Below are 18594 nucleotides of genomic sequence, written 5' to 3'. Positions count from 1 at the left end.
ATCAAGGTCTAACGGCAGACGAGGCAACACCCGCTGCACACGGATTGCCGCTGACATCACCTGATCAGCAACCGCAGCCAAATTGCTCCTCGCCCCCGAAATCGGTACGTGTTGGATAGTCATTGTCAAAGCAAGCCATGCACAGCCCGCCTTTATAATCTTTAACATTGTCTCCGCCGACCGCTTCAATCAATCCCTCAGAGCTTAAGAATGACAAGGAGTCCGCATTAATTTCGCGGCAGATCTCCTCCACAGACTTCGATGAGGCAATCAGCTCGCGCCGATCCGGCGTGTCGATGCCGTAGAAGCAGGGATTTTTGAAAGGAGGTGAAGTGATCCGCACATGAACTTCGGTAGCCCCAGCTTCCCGCAGCAAATTCACAATCCGGCGCGAGGTCGTTCCGCGAACGATCGAATCATCGATCATCACAACACGCTTGCCTTCCACCACACGGCGAACCGCGCTAAGCTTCATCTTCACCCCTTGCTCCCGCAGCTCCTGGCTGGGCTGAATGAAGGTTCTGCCCGTGTACTTGTTCTTAATCAACCCAAGCTCATAAGGTATTCCGGTCTGCTCCGCATAGCCGATCGCTGCCGAAATGCTGGAATCCGGCACTCCAGTAACCACATCCGCATCCACGAACGCTTCCATCGCCATCCGCTGACCCATCCGCTTGCGGGAGGAGTGCAGATTGGAACCGTTCATATCACTATCCGGCCGGGCAAAGTAAATGTACTCCATCGCGCACAGTGCCTTACGCTGAGATTCAGCGAACCGGTCCTCATGCAGGCCCTCCGCATCCAAGATCAGCAGTTCGCCAGGCTGAATGTCACGGATCGTCTCTGCCCCAATTACTTCAAAGGCGCATGTCTCCGAAGAGAACAGATAAGCGTCCCCAAGGCGGCCCATGGTCAGCGGCCGCAGGCCGTTGGGATCACAGGCGACAATCAGCTTATCATTAGTCAGCAGCAGAAAGGCAAAGCCGCCGACAATTTGGCGAAAGGCATCCTTAGCCGCTTCCACCAGCGGCTTCGGCGAACGGGCGATCAGATGGGCGACCACCTCGGTGTCGCTGGTAGTCTGGAAGATCGACCCGCCCTGCTCCAGCTCGCGCCGAATCTTCGGGGCGTTCACAATATTACCGTTCGTGGCAACTGCGAGATCACCGTCACGGTATTTGAACACGAGCGGCTGCGCATTGGTTAATCGGCTGTCGCCGCTTGTCGAGTAGCGCACATGCCCAATGGAGCGTTCTCCCTTGAGCGAGGCCAGACGGTCCTTGTCGAAGACCTCTTTGACCAGTCCCATACCCCGGTGATAGTTGAACCCGCCCGAGCCGGTCACACACATACCTGCGCTCTCCTCCCCGCGGTGCTGCAGAGCATGAAGTCCATAATAAGACAAGGAGGCGGCCTCCGGATGTCCGAAGACACCGAAGACGCCGCATTCCTCTTTAAGCGTATCGAATATATCGTTAGGGCCCGTCCCTTGGTTATAATAATCGCCAGTCCAAAACGTTACTTCATCAGACATGGAATAACTTCCTCCCAAGTTTGCTTCAGGCCTTCCACGGATTTGTTTACAGCCGAAGCACGGTTGATGTCGATCTCCAGGGTCTTGCCTGCCACACGTCCGATCTTCGTTACAGGTACTTCGCTGTCCTTCAAATATTGTTCAAGCTGGGCTGCCTTCTCCTCGGAAGCAGACAACAGAATCCGCGACTGCGATTCGCTGAATAGCGCGACATCCGGGCGGAGTGCTGTCTCCAGGCTCACCTGGGCCCCGATGTTCCCGCTGATGCAGGATTCAGCCAGCGCTACAGCCAGGCCGCCTTCCGACAAATCATGCGCGGAAGCCACAAGCCCTTGTTGAATGGCACCGAGCACCGCGCTGAGAAGCTTCTTCTCCGTGCCGAGATCAAGCTCCGGCGGACGTCCTTCCGCTACTCCATGAACGACGGATTGAAATTCACTGCCACCAAGCTCAGCTTTGGTCTCGCCAAGCAGGAAGATCACATCCCCTTCCTGTTTAAAGGCTTGAGTCGTAATGTGGTCCACATCATGAACCAATCCGACCATGCCCACAACAGGTGTTGGATAAATCGCACCCTTGGCGTTTTCATTGTACAAGCTGACGTTCCCTCCGATCACTGGAGCCTCCAGCACCCGGCAGGCTTCCGCCATGCCGTCTACGGCTTTTTCCATCTGCCAGAAAATATCCGGCTTCTCCGGGCTGCCAAAGTTCAGGTTATCCGTAATCGCCAGCGGCTCAGCACCGGAGCAGACGATGTTCCGCGCCGCTTCACTGACTGCAATTTTCCCGCCCACTTCAGGGTCAAGATACACATAGCGACCGTTGCAGTCTGTCGTCATCGCAAGGCCCTTGCGTGTGCCGCGGATGGTCACAACGGCGGCGTCAGAGCCGGGACGGACTGCGGTGCTTGTACGCACCATGTAGTCGTACTGCTCATATACCCAGGCTTTGCTGGCTACTGTAGGAGAAGAAAGCACCTGCTCAAGCGCTTCGCCCAGATCGGTGACTTCCGGGTAATGAAGCGTATCCACCTTCGCATTCGCTTCATAATACGCCGGCACAGCCGACGGCTTATTGTAGATCGGGCACTCGTCCACGAGTGCGGTCACCGGCATATCGCCGACTACTTCACCGTGATGGAACAGCTTCAAGCGGCCATCATCGGTAACCTTGCCCACCTTGGCGCAGATCACGCCCCAGCGGTCAAAGATTTCCTGCGCCTGTGCTTCATGCTTCGGCTCGACGACAAACAGCATCCGCTCCTGCGATTCCGACAGCATCATTTCATAAGGGGTCATGCCTTCCTCACGCTGCGGAACCTGGTCCAGATACAGCTCCAGCCCATTGCCCGCCTTACTCGCCATCTCCGCGCTCGAGCAGGTCAGACCGGCTGCGCCCATGTCCTGAATCCCCAAGACAATCCCGCTGTCGATCAGTTCGAGGCAGGCTTCCATCACCAGCTTCTCCATAAAAGGATCGCCAACCTGAACCGCTGTCCGCTTCGCTTCCGACTCCTCTGTCAGTTCCTCAGAGGCAAAGGTTGCGCCGTGAATGCCATCACGTCCCGTTGGTGGGCCCACATAGAACACGGGGTTCCCCACGCCCTTAGCGACCCCGCGCTGAATTTTGTCATGGTCGATCAAGCCGACACACATTGCATTGACCAGCGGGTTCCCGTCATAGCTGTCGTCAAAGGTGATCTCTCCGCCAACCGTCGGAATACCGATACAATTGCCATATCCTGCAATGCCGGACACCACATGCTCGAACAAATATTTGACCCGGTCGCTCTCCAGCTTTCCAAAACGCAGGGAATTCAGCACAGCGACAGGTCTTGCTCCCATGGAGAAAATATCCCGGATGATACCGCCAACTCCGGTTGCTGCGCCTTGATAAGGCTCAACAGCTGATGGATGGTTATGGCTCTCAATCTTGAATACCACCGCTTGGTTATCGCCAATATCCACAATGCCTGCGCCCTCGCCCGGTCCCATTAGAACCCGAGGGCCTGTAACCGGGAAGCGGCGGAGCAGCGGCTTGGAATTCTTGTAAGCACAGTGCTCGGACCACATGACACTGAAGACGCCAATTTCCGTATAATTCGGTTTACGGTCGAGAAAACCGCAGATCAGCTCATACTCGCTGTCAGACACGCCCATTTGTTTATAGATCTGCTGGTTTGCGATTTGCTCCGCCGTCGGTTCTTTAGCGGACAGTTGCTGCGCCATGATGATCCCTCCAAGCTTTCAAAATAGATGTAAACATGCGTTTGCCGTCTTCCGATCCCAGCAGCGAATCTACCGCTCGCTCAGGGTGGGGCATCATGCCGATCACATTGCCGCGCTTATTGGATATCCCCGCGATATCTTCCACCGAACCGTTGGGATTATTAACATAGCGGAATACAATCTGATTGTTCGCCTTTAGCTGACTCAGTGTCTCTTCATCACAATAGTAGTTGCCTTCGCCGTGTGCGATTGGGATTATGATCTCTTCGCCCTCGGCGTAGTCCGCCGTGAACGGGGTCTTGTTGTTCTCCACACGAAGCACGGTGTCGTGACAACGGAATTTAAGGGACATGTTGCGGCGAAGTGTCCCTGGCAGCAAGCCGGCCTCGGTCAGAATCTGGAAGCCGTTGCAGATCCCCAGCACATATTTTCCCTGCTCAGCAGCCTTAGCCACCTCTGCCATCACCGGTGCAAACCGGGAAATGGCGCCGCACCGCAGGTAGTCTCCATAAGAGAAACCGCCCGGAACAAGAATGCAATCATAGGCGGAGAGGTCTGTCGCCGTGTGCCAGACGTAATCGACCGGATCGCCGAGCGTATCCTCCACCGCTTTATAACAGTCAATATCACAGTTGGAGCCCGGAAATACGAGTACTGCAAATTTCATGGTGGTTAGCCCTCCAATTCAAAGCGATAGTCTTCAACAACTGTGTTAGCCAGCAGCTTCTCGCACATCGTCTTCACACGAGCTTCCGCCTCGGCACGGTCATTCGTGTCCAGCTGGAGCTCCATATATTTGCCAATGCGTAGCGATTCTACCTCCTGGAAGCCCATAGAATGCAGAGCGCCTTGAACGGCAACTCCCTGTGGATCAAGTACGCTTTGCTTAATAGTGACATAGACCGTTGCTTTAATCATGTTCCGTTGTTCCTCCTAATAATGAATGGGATAAGTGCTGCCCTTGCCTGTTAACCAATCTGTCCAAGCTTTCACATGCGTTAGGAATTAGGATAACTGCTGTCCCGTCAGCCTGTAGTAAATCTCGCGGTAACGCCGTGAGGTTTCCTCCACGACTAGCGGAGGAAGCGGAGCCGGCTGGCTGTTCTTATCCCAATCGGAGTTAGCCAAATAGGTCCGAACCGGCTCTTTATCCATACTGTCGATCTCCGTATCTAGCGCGTAGTTCTCCTTCGCCCAGAAGCGGGAGGCATCCGGAGTGAAAATCTCATCAATTAAAATCAGCTTGCCGTCAATCAGTCCGAATTCCAGCTTGCAGTCTGCGAGCAGAATCCCCTTCGACTCACAATAGTCTCTGGCGTAACCATACAGCTTCAGCGTCATCTCCCGAAGCTCTACCGCCAGGGAAGCTCCCACGATTTCCTTCATCTGCTCGAACGAAATATCTTCATCATGCCCGACATCGTTCTTCGCAGCCGGCGTGAAGATCGGCTCCTCCAGCTTGCTGTTCTTGCGGAGGCCCTCCGGCAGCTTGATGCCGTTAATCTCCCCGTTGGCCTCATATTGGCGCCAGCCGCCGCCTGTGACATAGCCGCGGGCGACACACTCGATATCAATTCGCTGAGCTTTGCGAGTAACCATGATCCGGTCCTTGAGCAGCTCCTTATTGGTGACTAGGTCGCCTAACCGCTCGACATCGGTGTGAATGACATGGTTCTCGATCAGCTCTGCCGTACGGTCGAACCAGAAGGCGCTCAGCCGATTAAGCACATTCCCTTTATCCGGCACCGCCGGCTCCAGAATATAATCGAACGCTGAGATCCGGTCGGTGACCACAATCAGGTAATGCTCGCCCAAATCATAAAGCTCACGCACTTTGCCTTTATATAACAAGGGTGCCTTGATAAATTCCTTCGCTGTAGAAATTGCAGATGAAGTCATCGCCTAGCTTCCTCCTCGCCCATTCCACTCGGGTGTGCCCCGTTTATTCAATCAAGCCCAGCTTGCGGAAAATTGTATCTACATGCTTCAAATGCCATGCCGGATTAAAAGCATCCTCTATGTCTTCCTTGCTCAGCACCGCGGTAATTTCCGGCGTCTCCTCCACCAGCTCGCGGAATTGGCGCTGGGTCTCCCAAGCTTGCATAGCCCGCGGCTGCACCGTGTCGTAGGCTTGCTCACGGCTGAAGCCCTTGTCGATCAGCTTCGTCATCACACGGCCAGAGAATGGAACACCGAACGTGCGGCTCATGTTGCGCTTCATATTTTCCGGGAATACCGTCAGATTCTTCACAATATTGCCAAAGCGGTTCAACATATAGTTCAGCAGCATTGTGGCATCCGGCAAAATCACGCGTTCCACCGAAGAGTGCGAAATATCGCGCTCATGCCACAGCGTCACATTCTCATAAGCCGATACCATATGGCCGCGGATTACGCGGGATAGGCCGGAAATATTCTCTGAACCGATCGGATTGCGCTTATGCGGCATCGCCGAGGAACCTTTTTGTCCTTTGGCAAACGCCTCTTCCACCTCACGGAACTCACTCTTTTGAAGCGCGCGAATCTCAGTCGCGAACTTGTCCAGGGAAGTAGCTACAAGAGCAAGTGCAGCCATATATTCGGCGTGGCGGTCACGCTGCAGGGTCTGGGTGGAGATCGGAGCTGGCGATGTGCCCAGCTTCTCGCAGACGAACTGCTCCACAAACGGATCAATATTGGCATAAGTGCCTACAGCCCCGGAAATTTTACCGAACTCTACCCCTCTTGCTGCATGACGGAAACGATCCAGGTTACGCTTCATCTCCTCATACCACAAAGCCATCTTCAGCCCGAATGTCGTCGGTTCAGCGTGAACCCCATGTGTACGCCCCATCATCGGCGTATCTTTATAGGCCAGCGCCTTCTCCTTCAAAATCTCGATAAAGTTCAGAATATCCTTCTCCAGAATCTCGTTAGCCTGCTTCAGGATATAGCCGAGCGCCGTATCTACCACGTCAGTAGAGGTTAACCCATAATGTACCCATTTACGCTCAGCGCCAAGGCTTTCAGATACCGCACGGGTAAAAGCGATCACATCATGGCGGGTCTCCTGCTCAATTTCGTAAATCCGGTCGATATCGAAGCTCGCCTTCTTGCGCAGCTCCACCACATCTTCCTTCGGAATTACACCGAGCTCTGCCCATGCCTCGCAAGCACAAATCTCCACTTCAAGCCATGCCTTGAATTTATTTTCCTCCGTCCAAACGGCTCTCATTTCCGGTCTGCTATAACGTTCAATCATCCTTGTTGATTCCTCCATATCTTGGTTTGCTCTATCCAATCAAGTCCGTCTTGCACTTGCTCACACAGCAGATTGATATGTCCCATTTTCCGTTTCGGGGCGGACCCGCTCTTTCCGTACAGGTGAACCTTTGGCACGATCGCCTTACTCTGCTCTCCAGACGACTGCCAGATCCCTGACACCACACGCTGAACGACTTCCTCCAAATGCTCGCCTAACACATTAACCATCACCACAGGGCTAAGCAGTCTCACTTCACCCAGCGGCAGGTTGCATACAGCCCGCACATGCTGCTCGAACTGTGAAGTCGTGCAGGCCTCCATCGTGTAATGTCCCGAATTATGCGGCCGCGGTGCCAATTCATTGACGTACAGCTCCCCATCCCTTGTCAGGAAAAGCTCTACCGCAAGCAGCCCGACCGCTCCCATAGACTCAGCAATCGCTGCAGCCAGCTTCTCTGCTTCAGCCTGCACCGGAGCCGGCACTCTCGCCGGAACGATCGAAGCATGCAGGATGTTGTCCACATGAATATTCTCTGCCACGGGAAAAGTTTTAATCTCACCGCGCGGGCTTCTAGCCGCAATCACCGACAGCTCTTTGTCAAAAGCGATGAACTGTTCCAGCACCAGCTCTGCCCCGCCCGCGCTAAGTGCCGCGTAAGCCTCAGGAATCTCTTCCCGGCTGCGGATTACCCATTGACCCTTGCCGTCATAGCCGCCCGTCGCGGTCTTCAGCACGCTTGGCAGTCCCAAGCGCTCGGCTGCCTGGCGAAGCTCCTCTTCGCTGCGAATCTCCGCATACGGAGCTACCTTCACATCGGCTGCTTCAATCGCCCGCTTCTCCCGCAGGCGATGCTGCGTAGTATGCAGCAGCTTACTACCCTGAGGCACCTGTGAGAGCTCCTCTAGCAGCGCTGCTACCTCAGCATCCACATTCTCGAATTCGTAGGTGATCACATCCGCCTTGGCTGCCAGCTCCCGGGCTGCTTCCTTGTCCGCATAGCCGGCAACAATCTGTTCTGCCACTTGCCCGCAAGGGCTGTCTTTGGTCGGGTCCAAGGTCACGAACCGGTAACCGAGGCTGCTGCCGGCAAGTGCCATCATCCGGCCCAGCTGGCCACCGCCCAGGACACCGATCGTAGATCCTGGCTGCACGCAGTCGCCGCGGCTCATAAGCTCACATCTCCCAGACTGTCGCTGCTCTCAAGCACCTCATCGCGAATGCGGTCCCGGCGAGCCTGAACCCGGCCCATCAGCTCCTCATCGAAGGCTCCGAGTATCTGCGCGGCAAGCAGTCCTGCGTTGATGGCGCCGGCCTTGCCGATCGCAACCGTCGCCACCGGAATACCGCCCGGCATCTGTACAATCGACAGCAGCGAGTCCAGACCGCTGAGCGCCGCCGACTTTACCGGCACACCAATAACCGGAAGCGGCGTCTTGGCCGCAACCATGCCTGGCAGATGCGCAGCCCCGCCTGCTCCGGCAATGATGACCTTGATGCCGCGCGAGCTAGCGCCCTCCGCATATTCAAACATCAGGTCCGGTGTTCTGTGCGCCGAGACTACCTTTTTCTCATAGGCAACCCCAAGCTCCTCAAGAACATTACAAGCATGTGCCATCGTTTCCCAATCTGACTTGCTGCCCATAATTACAGCCACCTGCGCTGACATGTTTCAACCTACTTTCCTCGTTGGAATAAATACTGCTTCATCAACAAAAAAATCCGATATCTAAGAAAATACGAATATTTTCAGGACACCGGACTATTCGGGAATCGGGCATAAGAGAAAGAGGGCCTATATTAAAGAGACCACAAAGAAACTTTCCTGCCGCTTCCCTCGTAGTCCGGAAATTTACGGTTTCCAGGTAGAGACTTCCGGGCCATATTCCCGGCATTATACGAGACTTATATATGGGCGCCTATCCGCGCCTCCCTGCCTCTAGTTTACCAATACCGATCATGCCGTGTCAACTTAAACCCGAACATTCCAAATTGTTAAATTATGATTGTTCGGATTTAAAGCTAAGGGAATGTTCATGCATGGAGTGTCTGCTTTTTTCGCAAGCAAAAAAGGAATGCCAGTCCGGCATCCCCTCTAATTATATAGATTGAACTAAAGTTTACATTGATCTTTCTATATTTAACGGCCTAATACGGCCCTATAACATTCATTTCTTTAGTTCATTCTATATAGCTGATTATTTAATTACAATAACCGGGATTCGTGCATGCTGTACTACATTGTGGCTGACACTGCCCAGCACGAATTCGCGAATGCCCCCAAGTCCGCGGCTGCCAATAACGATCACATCGTTGTCGTGCTTATCTGCATAATCCAGAATAACCTCTGCAGCCGAGCCTTGTGCGAGCTCCACTGTGCCAGACATGCCCGCCTCCTCCAGACGTCTCTTCGCCTCCTCGACAGTCTTCTCTGCAAGCTCATAGAACTCTTGGTTCATCGTTGCCGGTACAGGAGCAAAGCCTTCTGCTACATAAAAGCGAGGAAAATCAAATACATGGATCACTTCAAGCTCAGCGTTCGGGGACAGCTTGGCCAGCTCAATCGCTCTGTCGAGCGCTTTATTCGAAGCTTTGGAACCATCATAAGCTACTAGAATTTTGGAATACATCGTAAAGCACCTCTCTTTACTATAATATATGTATATTACCCTTGAGGCCTCTGGTTAGAATCTAAGTGCCATTAAGGGGGACTACAGCAGCAAGTACACATACAAGGCTGCATTCAAAAACAACAGCAGCGGCACGCCGATCACAAAGCTCATATGCCGGGTCTTATGCCGTTTGCTGTACATCGCTATGAGCACGCCCAAGGCACCGCCGATCCATGCGAGCAGGAACAGGGTCCGCTCCGGAATTCGCTCCCGCCTCTTCCTAGCCCGGCGCTTATCATCAGACATCACCAGGTACCCGATCAGATTGATGAAGACGAACCAGACTATCAATATTTCCCTCATCTGAAAGGCACCTCCCGCTCTTCGTTCACAGCTTATATAAGTCTGCTCTTACCACTTACTTCTGTTTCTATTATAAAACTCTGACTGACACAAGACAATTATACCCAAAAAAGAAGAGCCCTTCGGCTCTTCTCAAGATTCCTGCTTAGGAATTTCATTCAAATTCGGCGGGGATTCCGCCTGCTTCTTAGGACGGAGCGCCTGCGTCTCCTCCATCACGCTGGACTTGTTCTGCTGATTATTGAGCTTGCGCGGCTTGTGATAAGGCACCGGGCATCACCTCCCTGAAGATTAACATCCCTTAGAGAGGAGCAATTTATACCGGTAACCCCTGTAAGCCCGCCTAAGCGCAGGATTATCCTTAATCCTGCTTCTGCTCCAGCGCAGCCTTTAGCAGCTCACCAAGGTTCGAGCCCAAGGATTCCTGCTTCGCATATTGCTTAACCAGCTTTTGCTGCTCACGCTTGTTAACATGCTTGCTGTCCTTGTTCAAGACCTCGGTAATACCGCAGCTCAGGCACTGCACATACATCCCCGCCTTGCCTTCCTTCATTTCCATCTTCTTATGGCACTGAGGGCAGCGGCGATTCGAGAGCCGTTTGTCACCGGAACGCTTATAGCCGCAATCTTCATTCGGACAGGTCAAGAGCAGCCCGCGCTTGGTCTTCTTCTCCAGCAGACGGGTCCCACATGACGGGCAGTGACTGTTCGAGACGTTATGCGGCTTGTAAGAGGCGGCACTAGCTTTGACGCCAGAGACAAGCTGTCCCGCCATTTCACGAATACCGCGCAGGAACGGATCTGGCTTCCCTTGACCGCGTGCAATCCGCTCAAGCTCCGCTTCCCATTTCGCCGTCAGCTCCGGTGAGCGGAGCTCTGCGGGAGCAAGCTCAATTAGCTGCTTCCCTTTACCCGTAGGATGAAGCACTCCACCCTGACGCTCAATCGTATCTGAGCTGACCAGCTTCTCGATAATATCCGCCCGGGTAGCCGGAGTACCGAGTCCGTGCTTCTCCATCTGCGACAGCAGGGCCGCCTCGGTATAGCGCTTCGGCGGCTGAGTGCGGCCAGGAACAATGCGGCTTCGCTTCACCTGCAGCGTCATGCCTTCCTTCAGCTCAGGAAGGGTTGATTCCGCTTCATCAGCGGGGTCCTCACCTTCCTCTTCGAGGTGTTCTCCGTCATAGACAGCCTGCCAGCCACTGTCCTTTACCGTTGTCCCCTTGGCATGGAAAGTCTCACCGGCAATGTCGACAGCCACCGCAACCTGGTCATATTTTGCAGGTCCATAGAACAGACTGATAAACCGGCGGACAATCAGATCATACAGTTTGCGCTCATCACTACTCAGCGCATTCAGCAGCACCGTTTGCTCGGTCGGAATAATTGCATGGTGGTCTGTGACCTTGCTGTCATCCACCACCCGCTTGCCTACGTGCAAATCCTTGCGCAGCAGCGGTCGCGCCAGTGGCGCATACGGACCGACAGCAACTGAGCTAAGTCGTTCTTTCAGCGTCCCAATCATATCGCTCGTCAAATACCTTGAATCCGTTCGCGGGTAGGTAACCAGCTTATGCTGCTCATAGAGCCGTTGAAGCACGTTAGATGTCTGTTTGGCCGAGAAGCCAAGCCGACGGTTCGCATCCCTCTGAAGCTCGGTCAGATCGTAAGCCAGGGGATGAGGCACACTCTTATCCGTCTTCTTTAGCTTCACAACCCGCCCGGTCTGGTCTGCAAGCTTGGACTGGAGCGCTTTAGCCTTAGATTCGTCAAAAATCCGGGATTCGCCCTGGGGTGAACGCCACTGCGCCTCAAAACCGCCCAGATCAGCTCGAATCTGGGAGTATTCTTCCGAGCGGAACGAGGTTATTTCCTGCTCACGCTGCATAATCATCCCCAGGGTAGGTGTCTGCACCCGTCCTGCCGACAGCTGGGCACTGAACTTGGTTGTCAGCGCACGAGTGATATTCAGGCCGACCATCCAATCCGCCTCAGCACGGCAGCGTGCCGATTCATACAGCCGATCGAATTGATGGCCGGGCTTCAGTGAGGCAAAGCCTTCCTTGATGGCCTTATCGGTCTGCGAAGAGATCCACAGCCGCTGGAACGGCTTGTTCCATTTCACCATATCCATCACCCAGCGCGCGAGCAGTTCACCTTCTCTGGCCGCATCCGTCGCTATGATAAGTTCTGAAATATCTGAACGGCGCATGAGCTGTTGAACCGCCTTGAATTGATGGCTGGTTTCGCGCAGCACCTTAAGCTTCATTTTTCCAGGAAGAATCGGAAGATCCTCTAAGCTCCAAGTGGCATATTTCTTATCATAATCCTCAGGCTCAGCAAGTCCCACCAAATGGCCCAGCGCCCAGGTGACGACATACCGAGGTCCTTCAAAATAGCTTTTATGTTTATCGCGGCTTCCCATCACACGCGCAATTTCACGGGCGACAGAGGGCTTTTCTGCCAGCACTAAAATCTTCATAACCTCTCTCCTTTCACACGTCCTCCATTATACCATTATCACTCGGCATTTTCGCATACCTAGGATAAGACTCTGGCAATGCTACTTAAGACAAGGGTGATTGACAAACTTTCAAAAAAACACTAAAATTCTTCTTAAATTAGTACCAGGTACTAGTATCTGATGCTATAATAAAAACAATTTTAGATTTTCATCCAAAAAGGAGCGTGAAATATATGAGTTCAATAGCAAGGTTGAGTGCATTGGGAGCATATGTCCCCGAACGCATTCTCACGAATACGGATCTTGAGAAGATGGTGGATACGAACGATGAATGGATTGTACAGCGGACAGGAATTCGGGAGCGCCGAATTTCGGCAGAGGAAGAGTTCACATCCCATCTCTGTATCCGCGCTGTTGAGGACCTGGCCCGTTCCTATGAAGGAACCCTTGAGGATGTGGAGCTCATTCTCGTGGCTACAACGACTCCCGACTATCCTTTTCCAAGCGTAGCCTGCCGGGTTCAAGATCACTTTGGCCTCAAACAGGCAGGGGCTGTGGACCTCAACGCAACATGTGCCGGATTCACCTATGGGCTGCATTTGGCGAACGGGCTTATCAGCTCCGGTCTACACCGCAAAGTGTTGGTTATTGCTGGAGAGACCCTTACCAAAGTTACAGATTACACGGATCGGAGCACCTGTATTCTATTCGGTGATGGAGCTGGCGCAGCACTCGTAGAAGCAGATCCTGCCGATCCAGGATTTCTTGCTGCTACGCTGGGCAGTGACGGGTCCGGAGGTCGTCATGTCTACCGGGCCGGAATGGCCGCCGCTCTGGATGGTACAGTCCTAGAAGGCAACGGAAAAATTGTGCAGAACGGACGAGAGGTCTATAAATGGGCTGTACGCACCGTACCAGACGGTATTTCCCGTCTGCTGCAAGCTGGCGGATTAAGCCTCCATGAGCTTGATTGGTTCGTTCCTCACAGCGCTAATCTGAAGATGATTGACTCCATCACCGAGAAGACCGGTATTCCTGCCGAGCGCACATTGACCAGTGCGGAATACTACGGGAACACCTCTGCCGCCTCAATCCCTCTCTCCCTGAAGCTTGCACGCCAAGAAGGGAAATTAAAGCGTGGAGACCATCTTGTTCTGTTCGGGTTCGGAGCCGGTCTAACTTATGCCGGACTGTTGCTAAAATGGGGAATAGATAATTAGTCTTTTGGCCTCTAGGCAAACTAAAGACCAGCTTTGAGAGCTGGTCTTTTTCTATGTCCATTTTCCTACCACAAACAAATCGTTTCAGGCTGCAAAAATTATTTTATGTAAGAAAACTTAACACAGGTATTGCTAAATGGCTTGTTTCAGTTCTATAATCCGTCATAAGCCTTAACTCATGTCATTTAATTCTACATACCGAAAGGGGAACAATCACCATGAACTACAAGAAATATTTCGCTGCACCCTTGTTAGCTGCCACTCTGCTTGGTACATCTGTCTTTGGATCTGCAGCCGGTGTTCACGCGGCAGAGCCAGTGCCCGGCAAGGTTCTCTCCTCGACAGCAGCTTCTTCCACTACCGAGGCGAAGAACACTCAGCTCCCCAAAATTAAAATTCTAGCAACCGGCGGCACCATTGCCGGATCCGCAGATTCCAACACCGCAGTCACCGGCTATAAGGCCGGCGCTCTTGGGATTGATACCCTCATCAACGCCGTTCCTGAAATGAAAGGGATCGCAGAGGTCAGTGGAGAACAAATCGCCAATGTAGGAAGCCCTGACATCACGAATGAAATTCTGCTCAAGCTGGCCAAGCGGATCAATACCCTGCTTGCAAGCGACGACGTGGATGGCGTAGTCATCACCCACGGCACAGATACTTTGGAAGAGACAGCTTACTTTCTGAACCTTGTCATTAAAAGCGATAAGCCCGTTGTCGTTGTAGGCTCCATGCGCCCTGCTACCGCCATTAGCGCAGACGGTCCTTTTAACCTTTATAATGCTGTGAAAGTAGCTGGCGACAAAGCATCCTACGGCAAAGGCGTGCTGGTAATGCTGAATGACCGAATTGGATCAGCGCGATATATTAGTAAAACCAATACAACCGCTGTAGACACGTTCAAATCTCTTGAGCAAGGCTATCTTGGTGCTATTGTTGGCGGCAAGGTGTACTATTACAACGAACCAATCCGCAAGCATACAACCTCTTCTGTATTCGACATCTCGAATTTGGATCAGCTTCCACAAGTAGATATTCTGTATGAATATGAAAACAACGGACGCTATCTGTATGATGCTGCAGTTGCTGCAGGTGCCAAGGGAATCGTAGTTGCCGGTTCGGGCGACGGCTCCATGTCGAGCGCTTCTTCTAAGGGCGCAAGCGATGCTGCTAAGAAGGGTACGATTATTGTTCGTTCCACCCGGGTTGGCAGCGGAACCGTTTCTCAGTCAGCTGACGAGAACAAGGACGGCTTTGTCTCCTCAGATTCGCTTAACCCGCAGAAAGCGCGGATTCTGCTTATGCTCGCCCTCACCCAGACCAAAGATCCTGCTAAGATTCAAGAGTTCTTTAACGAATATTAATATCCCTTAAGTTACTCCTCCCATTTCATATAGGCTGGCGCAATTTGGCGTCAGCCCTTTCCTTTTGCCTTGGACTAGAATAAGTTAGTCACATACCAATTTGTAAATTCTGTAAGTCCCGTTTTCGATGTTTAGAACAACCCAAAACGGTTAATAGTAAACGACAACAATAATTATGGAGGGGTGACACGATATGAGTTTCTTGTGGTCTTTGATTGTTGGCGGTATTATTGGATGGCTGGCTGGTTTAATCATGGGTAGAGATATTCCGGGTGGTATTATCGGGAATATCATCGCTGGTTTTGTCGGTGCATGGCTTGGTGGTCTGCTGCTTGGTAATTGGGGACCGGAAATCGGTGACTTCTATATCATTCCAGCCCTGATTGGTGCTGTTGTCCTCGTATTTATCGTCAGCTTGATTCTTCGCTCGATGGGCAGAAGAAGCAATCCTTAACGAATACGATGAGTAATATGAACAAAAACCGGCGGAGGTTCACTCCGTCGGTTTGTTCTTTTCTTGCTTTTTTTAAAATGAGAATTAAGATCTGCCGACAAACTCCTGTGCCCAATAGCCATTGTAGTAGCCTACACCGATCAGGTTGTAATTTGCATTCAGGATGTTCGCTCTATGACCTGCACTGTTCATCCAGGCCTGCACAACCTCTGCTGGTGTCTTTTGTCCTTTAGCAATGTTCTCCCCAGCATAGTTATAAGAAATATTAAATTTCTTCATCATGTCAAACGGAGAACCGTAAGTGGGAGACGTATGATCAAAGTAGTTATTCTGGCTCATATCCTTAGCTTTCGCCAATGCCATATTGTTAAGGCTCGCGTCTCCAGTTAAAGCCTTAAGTCCTTGCTTAGCCCGTTCCTGGTTAACCAGACGAATAACCTCGGCAGTAAACTGAGATTTGTCTGTTGCAGTTGTGTTGTTTTGTGTACTGTTAGTTGTTCCTTGTTTGCCAGTCTGGGTCTGCGTCTGAGTCTGTGTCTGCTTCTTTGTCTGTGTGTTCCCTGCAGACCAGTTGGATTGCTGCTGCTGAAGCCACTGCTGTACATTTACATTTTGAAAATACGTAGACCAGTTAAAAGTAGTCTGAGAGGAAGCGGCGGACGCCGAAGTCGGAAGCATGATTCCGACAGTTAATAGTACAGCCATACCTCCGGTAACCCAATGCTTGATCATTCTGTGTTTCATCTAACTTCATCTCCTTTAATGTCGATTTAGAATTTCCATGTTGCTTCATAGTTAGTTACAATTCTGTAACCTTTAATAAGCATACCATGAGATCTCTCTTTCGGCTTCAAGTAGATGTTGGGAATCAGCATATGTTCGCAGTAGCATTACTTGCATACATAGAAAAAGAGCATTGTTGATCATGTATCAACAATGCTCTTTTTATTCGCTTGGCGGCGTCCTACTCTCCCAGGACCCTGCGGTCCAAGTACCATCGGCGCTGGAGGGCTTAACGGTCGTGTTCGGGATGGGTACGTGTGGAACCCCTCCGCTATCGCCACCAAACAGTTTTTTTTCGGTCGCTATTGCTCCCTGAAATTCATCAAGGAAAATAACCCACCTTCAAAAACAACCTGCGAGTAAATATCAAATCTTGATATTAACCCACAATTGTTCAGATGTTTAATCACCTGAAAACTGGATACGAAACGAAATTGTGATTTAGATCTTCTCGGGGTCCCCGCAAAGTATTCGGAATCAGCCTCGAAGCCTTTTCTTCACTTTGTGGGGTCATTTTAGGATAAGCCCTCGACCGATTAGTACTGGTCAGCTCCATGCATTGCTGCACTTCCACCTCCAGCCTATCTACCTCGTCGTCTTCAAGGGGTCTTACTAATTGGGAAATCTCATCTTGAGGGGGGCTTCACGCTTAGATGCTTTCAGCGCTTATCCCTTCCGCACTTAGCTACCCAGCTGTGCTCCTGGCGGAACAACTGGTGCACCAGCGGTGCGTCCATCCCGGTCCTCTCGTACTAAGGACAGCTCCTCTCAAATTTCCTACGCCCACGACAGATAGGGACCGAACTGTCTCACGACGTTCTGAACCCAGCTCGCGTACCGCTTTAATGGGCGAACAGCCCAACCCTTGGGACCTACTTCAGCCCCAGGATGCGATGAGCCGACATCGAGGTGCCAAACCTCCCCGTCGATGTGGACTCTTGGGGGAGATAAGCCTGTTATCCCCAGGGTAGCTTTTATCCGTTGAGCGATGGCCCTTCCATGCGGTACCACCGGATCACTAAGCCCGACTTTCGTCCCTGCTCGACTTGTCAGTCTCGCAGTCAAGCTCCCTTTTGCCTTTGCACTCTTCGAATGATTTCCAACCATTCTGAGGGAACCTTGGGGCGCCTCCGTTACTCTTTAGGAGGCGACCGCCCCAGTCAAACTGCCCACCTGACACTGTCCCCGCACCGGATTACGGTACCAGGTTAGAACTCCGATACGATCAGGGTGGTATCCCAACGGCGCCTCTACCGAAGCTGGCGCTCCGGCTTCCTAGGCTCCCACCTATCCTGTACAAATCGTATCAAAGTCCAATATCAAGCTGCAGTAAAGCTCCATGGGGTCTTTCCGTCTTGTCGCGGGTAACCTGCATCTTCACAGGTATTAAAATTTCACCGGATCTCTCGTTGAGACAGCGCCCAAGTCGTTACGCCATTCGTGCGGGTCAGAATTTACCTGACAAGGAATTTCGCTACCTTAGGACCGTTATAGTTACGGCCGCCGTTTACTGGGGCTTCGGTTCACAGCTTCGGATTACTCCTAACCGCTCCCCTTAACCTTCCAGCACCGGGCAGGCGTCAGCCCGTATACTTCGCCTTGCGGCTTCGCACAGACCTGTGTTTTTGCTAAACAGTCGCTTGGGCCTTTTCACTGCGGCCCCCTCGGGCTATTCACCCTACCGAGGCACCCCTTCTCCCGAAGTTACGGGGTCATTTTGCCGAGTTCCTTAACGAGAGTTCTTCCGCGCGCCTTAGAATTCTCTTCTCGCCTACCTGTGTCGGTTTACGGTACGGGCACCTTCACCTGGCTAGAGGCTTTTCTTGGCAGTGTGAGATCATGACCTTCGCTACTGTAATTTTCACTCCCCATCACAGCCCAGCCTTAAAGTGTGCGGATTTGCCTACACACCAGCCTCACTGCTTGGACGGACATCCATCAGTCCGCGTCACTACCCTGCTGCGTCACCCCATCGCTCATAACGGTTTACGGTGGTACAGGAATTTCCACCTGTTGTCCTTCGACTACGCCTTTCGGCCTCGCCTTAGGTCCCGACTTACCCTGAGCGGACGAACCTTCCTCAGGAACCCTTAGGCTTTCGGCGGATCAGATTCTCACTGATCTTTTCGTTACTCATACCGGCATTCTCACTTGTATGCTGTCCAGCGCTCCTTACGGTACACCTTCAACCTACATACAACGCTCCCCTACCCCTGAATCGACTTCACTCCGCCTTCGAAGTGTGTCTATCCCCTGGAGAGCATTTAGCCTCAGACCCTATAGAGGTCTATCTTCGGCCAAAATGTCACTCTCAGGCTCCACGCCTCAAAG

Annotated in this window: 16 protein-coding genes, 2 rRNA genes and 1 riboswitch (1 of these 19 cut by a window edge); of the genes, 3 read left to right on the top strand and 15 right to left on the bottom strand. The window is 52.3% G+C overall.

Features of this window, described 5'->3' with window-relative positions:
• Window positions 1-64: 64 nt before the first annotated feature.
• The 12 genes from purF to DCC85_RS03520 all read right to left on the bottom strand — a co-directional run bounded on the left by purF (window position 65) and on the right by DCC85_RS03520 (window position 12460).
• Window positions 65-1534, bottom strand: a complete 1470-nt coding sequence (gene purF, locus DCC85_RS03570; protein ID WP_108464334.1) for an amidophosphoribosyltransferase — start codon at window positions 1532-1534, stop codon at window positions 65-67.
• Entirely contained in the window at window positions 1519-3762 is a 2244-nt protein-coding gene (gene purL / locus DCC85_RS03565; protein ID WP_108464333.1) for a phosphoribosylformylglycinamidine synthase subunit PurL, read from the bottom strand. Before purL ends, purF begins: the two co-directional genes overlap by 16 nt.
• Window positions 3740-4429, bottom strand: coding sequence for a phosphoribosylformylglycinamidine synthase subunit PurQ (purQ, locus tag DCC85_RS03560; RefSeq protein WP_108464332.1), 690 nt, complete (start codon window positions 4427-4429; stop codon window positions 3740-3742). The genes purL and purQ overlap by 23 nt, the downstream gene beginning before the upstream one ends.
• A 5-nt stretch (window positions 4430-4434) precedes the next feature.
• Window positions 4435-4680 (bottom strand): phosphoribosylformylglycinamidine synthase subunit PurS, encoded by a 246-nt coding sequence (gene purS, locus DCC85_RS03555; RefSeq protein WP_108464331.1) that lies wholly within the window; start codon window positions 4678-4680, stop codon window positions 4435-4437.
• Between the two features lie 87 nt (window positions 4681-4767).
• Entirely contained in the window at window positions 4768-5661 is an 894-nt protein-coding gene (locus DCC85_RS03550; protein WP_108464330.1) for a phosphoribosylaminoimidazolesuccinocarboxamide synthase, read from the bottom strand.
• Window positions 5662-5704: 43 nt separating this feature from the next.
• Window positions 5705-7003: an adenylosuccinate lyase gene (gene purB / locus DCC85_RS03545; RefSeq protein WP_108464329.1), complete on the bottom strand. Its 1299-nt coding sequence runs from the start codon at window positions 7001-7003 to the stop codon at window positions 5705-5707.
• Complete coding sequence (gene purK, locus DCC85_RS03540) at window positions 7000-8175, bottom strand: 5-(carboxyamino)imidazole ribonucleotide synthase (protein ID WP_108464328.1); 1176 nt, start codon at window positions 8173-8175, stop codon at window positions 7000-7002. The genes purB and purK overlap by 4 nt, the downstream gene beginning before the upstream one ends.
• Window positions 8172-8672, bottom strand: a complete 501-nt coding sequence (gene purE, locus DCC85_RS03535; protein WP_108464327.1) for a 5-(carboxyamino)imidazole ribonucleotide mutase — start codon at window positions 8670-8672, stop codon at window positions 8172-8174. Before purE ends, purK begins: the two co-directional genes overlap by 4 nt.
• Before the next feature lie 151 nt (window positions 8673-8823).
• Window positions 8824-8925: riboswitch (purine riboswitch) on the bottom strand.
• 276 nt (window positions 8926-9201) lie between these two features.
• Window positions 9202-9633: a universal stress protein gene (locus DCC85_RS03530; RefSeq protein ID WP_108464326.1), complete on the bottom strand. Its 432-nt coding sequence runs from the start codon at window positions 9631-9633 to the stop codon at window positions 9202-9204.
• Between the two features lie 81 nt (window positions 9634-9714).
• Window positions 9715-9978, bottom strand: a complete 264-nt coding sequence (locus DCC85_RS03525) for a DUF1294 domain-containing protein (protein WP_108464325.1) — start codon at window positions 9976-9978, stop codon at window positions 9715-9717.
• A gap of 132 nt (window positions 9979-10110) precedes the next feature.
• Window positions 10111-10248 (bottom strand): hypothetical protein, encoded by a 138-nt coding sequence (locus DCC85_RS23100; RefSeq protein ID WP_199909969.1) that lies wholly within the window; start codon window positions 10246-10248, stop codon window positions 10111-10113.
• 91 nt (window positions 10249-10339) lie between these two features.
• On the bottom strand, window positions 10340-12460 hold the full coding sequence (locus tag DCC85_RS03520) for a DNA topoisomerase III (RefSeq protein WP_108464324.1): 2121 nt from the start codon (window positions 12458-12460) through the stop codon (window positions 10340-10342).
• Window positions 12461-12675: 215 nt separating this feature from the next.
• Here DCC85_RS03520 and DCC85_RS03515 point away from each other — a divergent pair, with 215 nt between their 5' ends.
• The 3 genes from DCC85_RS03515 to DCC85_RS03505 all read left to right on the top strand — a co-directional run bounded on the left by DCC85_RS03515 (window position 12676) and on the right by DCC85_RS03505 (window position 15480).
• Window positions 12676-13662 (top strand): ketoacyl-ACP synthase III, encoded by a 987-nt coding sequence (locus DCC85_RS03515; RefSeq protein WP_108464323.1) that lies wholly within the window; start codon window positions 12676-12678, stop codon window positions 13660-13662.
• A 218-nt stretch (window positions 13663-13880) separates the two neighbouring features.
• On the top strand, window positions 13881-15026 hold the full coding sequence (locus DCC85_RS03510; RefSeq protein ID WP_108464322.1) for a type II asparaginase: 1146 nt from the start codon (window positions 13881-13883) through the stop codon (window positions 15024-15026).
• A 193-nt stretch (window positions 15027-15219) separates the two neighbouring features.
• A complete protein-coding gene (locus tag DCC85_RS03505; protein WP_108464321.1) occupies window positions 15220-15480 on the top strand; it encodes a GlsB/YeaQ/YmgE family stress response membrane protein in 261 nt (86 codons plus the stop codon).
• 84 nt (window positions 15481-15564) lie between these two features.
• Here the strand turns inward: DCC85_RS03505 and DCC85_RS03500 are convergent, their stop codons facing one another.
• The 3 genes from DCC85_RS03500 to DCC85_RS03490 form a co-directional block, all read right to left on the bottom strand.
• Window positions 15565-16224, bottom strand: coding sequence for a CAP domain-containing protein (locus DCC85_RS03500; protein WP_108464320.1), 660 nt, complete (start codon window positions 16222-16224; stop codon window positions 15565-15567).
• A gap of 207 nt (window positions 16225-16431) precedes the next feature.
• Window positions 16432-16548 (bottom strand): 5S ribosomal RNA (gene rrf / locus DCC85_RS03495).
• A gap of 231 nt (window positions 16549-16779) precedes the next feature.
• Window positions 16780-18594 (bottom strand): 23S ribosomal RNA (locus DCC85_RS03490); it runs 1235 nt beyond the window's last position.

The sequence above is a fragment of the Paenibacillus sp. CAA11 genome (assembly GCF_003060825.1).
Taxonomy (GTDB): domain Bacteria; phylum Bacillota; class Bacilli; order Paenibacillales; family Paenibacillaceae; genus Fontibacillus.
The sequence above is the reverse complement of the archived record's forward strand: the minus strand, read 5'-3'. Positions and strand labels throughout refer to the sequence as shown.

Excerpts from the sequence above, each read along its gene's own strand:
- purF (WP_108464334.1), bottom strand. The coding sequence starts at position 1,534 with ATGTCTGATGAAGTAACGTTTTGGACTGGCGATTATTATAACCAAGGG.
- purL (WP_108464333.1), bottom strand. The coding sequence starts at position 3,762 with ATGGCGCAGCAACTGTCCGCTAAAGAACCGACGGCGGAGCAAATCGCA.
- purQ (WP_108464332.1), bottom strand. The coding sequence starts at position 4,429 with ATGAAATTTGCAGTACTCGTATTTCCGGGCTCCAACTGTGATATTGAC.
- purS (WP_108464331.1), bottom strand. The coding sequence starts at position 4,680 with ATGATTAAAGCAACGGTCTATGTCACTATTAAGCAAAGCGTACTTGAT.
- DCC85_RS03550 (WP_108464330.1), bottom strand. The coding sequence starts at position 5,661 with ATGACTTCATCTGCAATTTCTACAGCGAAGGAATTTATCAAGGCACCC.
- purB (WP_108464329.1), bottom strand. The coding sequence starts at position 7,003 with ATGATTGAACGTTATAGCAGACCGGAAATGAGAGCCGTTTGGACGGAG.
- purK (WP_108464328.1), bottom strand. The coding sequence starts at position 8,175 with ATGAGCCGCGGCGACTGCGTGCAGCCAGGATCTACGATCGGTGTCCTG.
- purE (WP_108464327.1), bottom strand. The coding sequence starts at position 8,672 with ATGTCAGCGCAGGTGGCTGTAATTATGGGCAGCAAGTCAGATTGGGAA.
- DCC85_RS03530 (WP_108464326.1), bottom strand. The coding sequence starts at position 9,633 with ATGTATTCCAAAATTCTAGTAGCTTATGATGGTTCCAAAGCTTCGAAT.
- DCC85_RS03525 (WP_108464325.1), bottom strand. The coding sequence starts at position 9,978 with ATGAGGGAAATATTGATAGTCTGGTTCGTCTTCATCAATCTGATCGGG.
- DCC85_RS03520 (WP_108464324.1), bottom strand. The coding sequence starts at position 12,460 with ATGAAGATTTTAGTGCTGGCAGAAAAGCCCTCTGTCGCCCGTGAAATT.
- DCC85_RS03515 (WP_108464323.1), top strand. The coding sequence starts at position 12,676 with ATGAGTTCAATAGCAAGGTTGAGTGCATTGGGAGCATATGTCCCCGAA.
- DCC85_RS03510 (WP_108464322.1), top strand. The coding sequence starts at position 13,881 with ATGAACTACAAGAAATATTTCGCTGCACCCTTGTTAGCTGCCACTCTG.
- DCC85_RS03505 (WP_108464321.1), top strand. The coding sequence starts at position 15,220 with ATGAGTTTCTTGTGGTCTTTGATTGTTGGCGGTATTATTGGATGGCTG.
- DCC85_RS03500 (WP_108464320.1), bottom strand. The coding sequence starts at position 16,224 with ATGAAACACAGAATGATCAAGCATTGGGTTACCGGAGGTATGGCTGTA.